The 5,717-nt window shown below is 64.4% G+C and carries 5 protein-coding genes and 1 pseudogene; 1 reads left to right on the top strand and 5 read right to left on the bottom strand.

Annotated features, from left to right (window positions below; all coding sequences use genetic code 11):
- The 4 genes from pstA to AC1DJT_RS33800 form a co-directional block, all read right to left on the bottom strand.
- On the bottom strand, positions 1 to 770 hold a 770-nt coding region (gene pstA, locus AC1DJT_RS33815), incomplete at its 3' end, for a phosphate ABC transporter permease PstA (RefSeq protein WP_476835790.1).
- Positions 771 to 783: 13 nt separating this feature from the next.
- Positions 784 to 1,755 carry a phosphate ABC transporter permease subunit PstC gene (gene pstC, locus AC1DJT_RS33810; protein WP_069878068.1) on the bottom strand — a complete coding sequence of 324 codons (972 nt, stop codon included), beginning with the start codon at positions 1,753 to 1,755 and terminating at the stop codon, positions 784 to 786.
- Between the two features lie 95 nt (positions 1,756 to 1,850).
- Positions 1,851 to 2,876 carry a phosphate ABC transporter substrate-binding protein PstS gene (gene pstS, locus AC1DJT_RS33805; RefSeq protein ID WP_441506370.1) on the bottom strand — a complete coding sequence of 342 codons (1,026 nt, stop codon included), beginning with the start codon at positions 2,874 to 2,876 and terminating at the stop codon, positions 1,851 to 1,853.
- A gap of 100 nt (positions 2,877 to 2,976) precedes the next feature.
- Positions 2,977 to 4,038 carry an ATP-binding protein gene (locus tag AC1DJT_RS33800; protein ID WP_476835789.1) on the bottom strand — a complete coding sequence of 354 codons (1,062 nt, stop codon included), beginning with the start codon at positions 4,036 to 4,038 and terminating at the stop codon, positions 2,977 to 2,979.
- 614 nt (positions 4,039 to 4,652) lie between these two features.
- On the opposite strand from AC1DJT_RS33800, the gene AC1DJT_RS33795 reads away from it, so the two are divergent.
- Positions 4,653 to 4,943 carry a hypothetical protein gene (locus AC1DJT_RS33795; protein ID WP_441490776.1) on the top strand — a complete coding sequence of 97 codons (291 nt, stop codon included), beginning with the start codon at positions 4,653 to 4,655 and terminating at the stop codon, positions 4,941 to 4,943.
- 93 nt (positions 4,944 to 5,036) lie between these two features.
- Here AC1DJT_RS33795 and AC1DJT_RS33790 read toward each other — a convergent pair.
- A pseudogene (locus tag AC1DJT_RS33790) lies at positions 5,037 to 5,717 on the bottom strand (lysylphosphatidylglycerol synthase domain-containing protein); the annotation flags it as partial.

Raw genomic sequence — 5,717 nt, 5'->3', positions numbered from 1 at the left:
AACTGGTAGATCGTCACCGGCAGGTTGGAGACGCCGCCGACGAGGCTGGGCGAGAACCAGAAATTGTTGTTCAGCGCAGTGAAGATCAGCGGCGCCGTCTCGCCGGCGATGCGCGCCAGGGCCAGCAGGATACCGGTGACCATGCCGGATTTCGCCGCCCGCCAGGTCACGCTGGTGATGACGACCGAAGGCKGGGCGCCGAGCGCAGCACCGGCTTCACGCAACGAGCTCGGCACGAGGCGCAGCATGTCCTCGGTGGTGCGCACGATCACCGGGATCGCGATGATGCCCAGCGCCACGCCGCCGGCCCAGCCGGAATAGCCGCGGAATGGCTCGACCAGGATGACGTAGACGAAGAGGCCGATCAGGATCGACGGCGCCGAGAGCAGGATGTCGTTGATGAAACGGATCAGGTCCGCGAGCTTGGAGCCCTTGCCGTATTCGGCAAGGTAGGTGCCGGCGAGCACGCCCACCGGCGTCGCCACGGCGATGCCGAGGAAGGTCAGCACGATCGAGCCGACAATGGCGTTGGCAAGGCCGCCCCCCTCGCTGCCGGGACCGGGCGTCACCTGGGTGAAGGTCGCGACGGAGAGCCCGCCGATCCCCTTCACGAGCAGCATGCCGAGAATCCAGAACAGCACGAAGATGGCGAGAAGGGTGAAGCTGGTGGCGATGATCTTCATCGCCCGATCCGCGGTGCGGCGCGCGGGGCGGACGCGGCCCCAGACCTGATGAGGCGTCGTTGCGGGCGGGGTGACGGCGCTGTTCATGGCCAGGCTCCGCTCAGAAGGACTTGACGCGCGCGACAAGGATACGCGCGATCACGAGGACGACGAAGGTGACGAAGAAGAGGATGCAGCCGAGCGCGATCAGCGCGTTGAGCTGCAGGCCCATCGCCTCGTTGAATTCGTTGGCGATGCGCGAGGCAATGGTCGAGCCGGGGTCCATGATCGAGGCCGAAAGCCGGTTGGCATTGCCGACGACGAAGGTCACCGCCATGGTCTCGCCAAGCGCGCGGCCAAGACCGAGCATGATCGCGCCGATGATCGAGACGCCGGCCTGCGGCACCAGCACATGGCGCACGACCTCCCAGGTCGTGGCGCCGATGCCATAGGCGCTCTCACGCAGCACGGACGGGATCTGCTCCAGCATGTCGCGGGTGATCGAGGCGATGAAGGGGATGATCATGAAGGCGAGGATGATGCCGGCCGTCAGGATGCCGAGCCCCGAGGGCGAGCGCGAATACAGCACGGTGCCGACCAGCGGAATGCCTTCGACGATGTTCGAGACCGGGATCTGCACATAGGCCGCGAAGAGCGGCACGAAAACGAAGAGACCCCACATGCCGTAAATGATCGAGGGCACGGCGGCGAGCAGCTCGATCGTCGTCGAGACCGGGCGCTTGAACCAGGGCGGCGCGAGCTGGGTGAGGTAGACGGCGATGCCGAGCGAGAGCGGCACGCCAAGGACCAGCGCGATCAGCGCGGTCGACAAGGTGCCTACGATGGCAGGCCAGGCGCCATACTGCTCGTTCTGGGTGTCCCAGACGCTGGACGTGATGAAACCAAGGCCGAATTCGCGGAAGGCGGGCCAGCCGCCGATGATCATCGAGGCGATGATGCCCGCGAGCAGCACCAGCACGAAGAGCGCGGCGGCCCGGCTGGCATTGCGGAAGACAATGTCGAAGGTGCCCTTTGGAGTGCGGCGAATGGCGGGCGCGCCGGGCGCGGCCATCTGGTCTGTCACGGCAGCCATCCGTGGTTACTCCGGTCGCATAAGAAGCACGAGGAAACGGGTCTCACAAAGTCGAACGCGAGGCGGGAACAACCCGCCTCGCGTCATAGCATGGATCAGAAGATCGGCTTGCCAGCCGGGTCGGTGGCGCCCTTCCAGGCGGCGCGGACCTGATCCTTGACGTTGGCCGGGAGCGGCACGTAGTCGAGATCGAGCGCGAGCTTGTCGCCGTTCTTGAAGGCCCAGTCGACGAATTTCAGCGCGGACTGCACCTCTTCGGGCTTCTCCGGCTTGGCATGGACGAGCAGGAAGGTGGCGGAGGTGATCGGCCAGGCCTGGGCGCCCTTCTGGTTGTTCAACGAGATGCCGAAGCCGGGAGCCTCGTTCCAGTTCGCATTGGCGGCAGCGGCCTGGAAGGACTTGTCGTCCGGAGCCGGGAACTGGCCGTCGGCGTTCTCGACCAGCGCATGGGCCAGTTTGTTCTGCTTGGCATAGGCGTACTCGACATAGCCGATCGAGTTCGCGACCTGCTTGACGGAGGCCGAGACGCCCTCATTGCCCTTGCCGCCGATGCCGACCGGCCACTGCACGGCCGTGTTGGTGCCGATCTTCGACTTCCAGTCCGGCGAAACGCGCGAGAGATAGTCGGTGAAGACGAAGGTCGTGCCCGAGCCGTCCGAACGATAGACCGGGTTGATGTTGGCGTCAGGCAGGGTCAGGCCGGCATTGATGGCGACGATCTTGGGATCGTTCCACTTCTTGATGGTGCCCTGATAGATGTCGGCGATGATCGCGCCGGTGAGCTTCAGCTTGCCCGGCTCGACGCCGGCAATGTTGACGGCCGGAACGACGCCACCCATGACGGTCGGGAACTGGATCAGGCCGTCCTTGGTCAGGTCCTCGCCCTTGAGCGGGGCATCGGTCGCGCCGAACGCAACCGTCTTGGCCTTGATCTGCCGGATACCGCCGCCTGAGCCGATCGACTGATAGTTGAGACCGATATTGGTCTCCTTCTTATAAGCTTCAGCCCATTTCGAGTAGATCGGGAAAGGGAAGGTCGCGCCCGCGCCGGTAATGTCGGCGGCCTGGGCAACGCCGGCCAAGCCGATCGTCGCAGCCGCGAGAATGAGAATTTTGCGCATTAGAGGAGTCCTCGTCTGGGTCGCAGTCTTTAGCAGCCCCGCTAGAACACCTTCCATGTGACAGACAGATGACAGACCGTCACGTTCGCCGTCACATTGGTCAGGACGGGCTCCGCATCATCGCGCCGAGGCGCGGCAGGATCGCCTTGAAGAGGGCGCCCTTGCCGTACTCGCTCTCGATGGTGAGACGGCCGCGATGGCGTAACACGATGTGCTTGACGATGGCGAGACCAAGGCCCGTGCCGCCGGCCTCGCGGCTCGCGGCCGTGTCGACACGATAGAAGCGTTCGGTGAGGCGGGGCAGATGCTCGGGCGGGATGCCTGGCCCGTCGTCACGAACGCTGACGCTGGCTTCGCTCGCGCCCTCGACCACATTGATTGCAACCACGCCGCCCTCACGGCCATATTTGATGGCGTTCTCGACGAGGTTCTCCATCAGCCGCAGCAACTCGTCGCGGTCCCCCGCGACTTGGACCGGCTGGGTCGGCGTCTCGAGCTTCAACGCCACCTTGCGCTCGCGTGCCATCAGGGTGAGCGAGTCGACGATCTCGCGCGAAATCGCGGAGAGATCGACAGGCGTGTCCGGCGCGAGATGGGCGCGCAGCTCGATGCGCGAGAGCGAAAGCAGATCGTMGACCAACCGCGCCATGCGCAGACCCTGTTCGCGCATGATGGCGAGAAAGCGGTCGCGCGCGCCGGTATCGTTGCGCGCCGGTCCCTGCAGGGTCTCGACGAAGCCGAGAAGGGAGGCGAGCGGCGTGCGCAGTTCGTGGCTGGCATTCGCCACGAAATCGACGCGCATGCGTTCCGTGACGCGCAGCTCACTCAGATCCTCGAAGGTCAGCACCACGGGATTACGCCAGACGCCGCCGGTCAAAGCTGCGATGTGGATGCGGAATGTGCGCTCGACCGGCACGCGCTCGACCAACTCGATGACCCGGCGCCCTCCACGGCGCGAAACCTGCTCGATCGCGTCGATCAGGTCGGGGTCGCGCAGGACGAGCGTGAGCGACTGGCCGCGTTCGAGCGCCGGAATGAGCGCGCGCATCGCTGGGCTCAGTGCCTGCGCCACCCCTTGCGCATCGAGCAGCACCACGGCGGAACCCAGCGCCTCGATCAGCGCTGCAGTGGCCGGCGCGTGGGGATCGACGACATCGACCATGTGAACATGCCTATCAGGAGGAAGCTGGCGCCCTCATAGGGGCTGGCACGCGCTCTGCCAATCGCTCCGGGCGAGATGCCCCCCGCACTTGCGAGGCCCCCCACAGCGCGCGGCGACACTGGGCGAAATCCACGCCATCCAGGATCTCAGCAGGAACGAAGCGCGCTTGGGTGGTCACTATCGGCGACGCGCCGGGCGCCGCGGAGGCCGAGGCTGTCTCGACCATGATCGGAATTGCGACCGGCCGCTCTCGCTCAGATCAAGAATGTATTTTCAGCCAATTATCATCGTTTTATTGAGACAACATCGGACTTGGAAAGGCTACTGATAATGATGCTCAATCGATGTAACGATGACCATCGGCATGGCCAGCCATCTTTTGGCCTTCTACGGACACTATTCGGACATGGAACTGGTCAGCCAGACCAAGAATTTGGTGGCTTGAGCCTTCCATTCTCCCTAGTCTTGTTGAGTCTTTTATGCGTCATTTTATCTTGGCTGCATGCGTTGCAGTATGCCTCCCTGCGACCGCCCAAGCCAATGTCCCCGCCGGCAAGGTTTCCTTCCAACCGCAAGTGAAGGGGTTGGGCTGCCTCAAACCGGAAACCCTGGCGATGATCAGCGAGTTGGTCGCCAAGATCGGCCCGATCAAGATCACCTCGACCTGCGGCGGTCGCCATGCCCGGAACTCGCAGCATTATAGCGGAAAGGCGATCGACTTCAGGCCACTAGCCGCCTCTACACGCAGCGCGGTCGCTGCCGCCAAGGCCCTCGCGAGCACCGGCGGCGTCGGTTCCTATTCGAACGGCATCGTCCATGCGGATGTCGGCGCGCGCGAGGCCTCCTGGTATGGGCACAAGCGCAGCAGCCGCCAGGTCGCCTACGCAGCGCGCAGCAGCCGCTAAAGCGTCGGCTTTCGAGAAAGACGCGGCAATCACAGCAGTCGGATCATCTGACCGGATACGAGATCAGGTCAGATGATCTGAAGGGGCGGCACCCTAGATATCGTGGCGCTTAATGCGGCGGATCATTTCGTGCAGCGCCAGCATCACCAGCGCCAGGATGAAGGGCAGCAGGTAGTAGATGATGCGGAAGAGCAGCAAGGCTCCAAGCACATGACCATAGGGCAGTCGGTTGAGCGCGACGAGCATCGTCGCCTCGAAGACTCCCAACCCGCCGGGCGTATGGGCGGCGATGCCGATCAGGCAAGCGAAGACATAGRCCGCCAGGAAAGCCGGATATTCCAGCCCATAGCCGCCGGGCAGCAGTACGAAGAGCACGGCGGCGGCGGCGCAGACCTCGCAGGCGCCAAGTGTCATCTGGCCTAGCGTGATGCCGAGCCCMGGCAGCGGCAGATTCCAGCCGCGGACCCGGAAAGTGCGTTCCTCGGTCGCGACCCAGACGAGATAGCCGAGGATGGCGAGCCCCGTGGCGCCACCGACGACCTGCACGACCCAGGGCGAGGTGCGCGCGAGCATCGCGACAGAATCGGTGGCATAGAACAGGCAGGCGCTGAGGATCGCGCCGAGGCCGAGCCAGAAGGTCAGGCCGGCGATAATCGTCAGGCGAGCGACCTCGGAGGCGCGCACCCCCTTGGCCGAGTAGATCCAGTAACGAACGGTGCCGCCCGTCACGATCGGGAATCCGAGCGTGAAGGACACGGAATAGCTGGTGAAGGA

It is taken from the genome of Allobosea sp. 05T422_2, from assembly GCF_056396265.1.
This window is presented reverse-complemented; position numbering and strand designations above follow the sequence as displayed.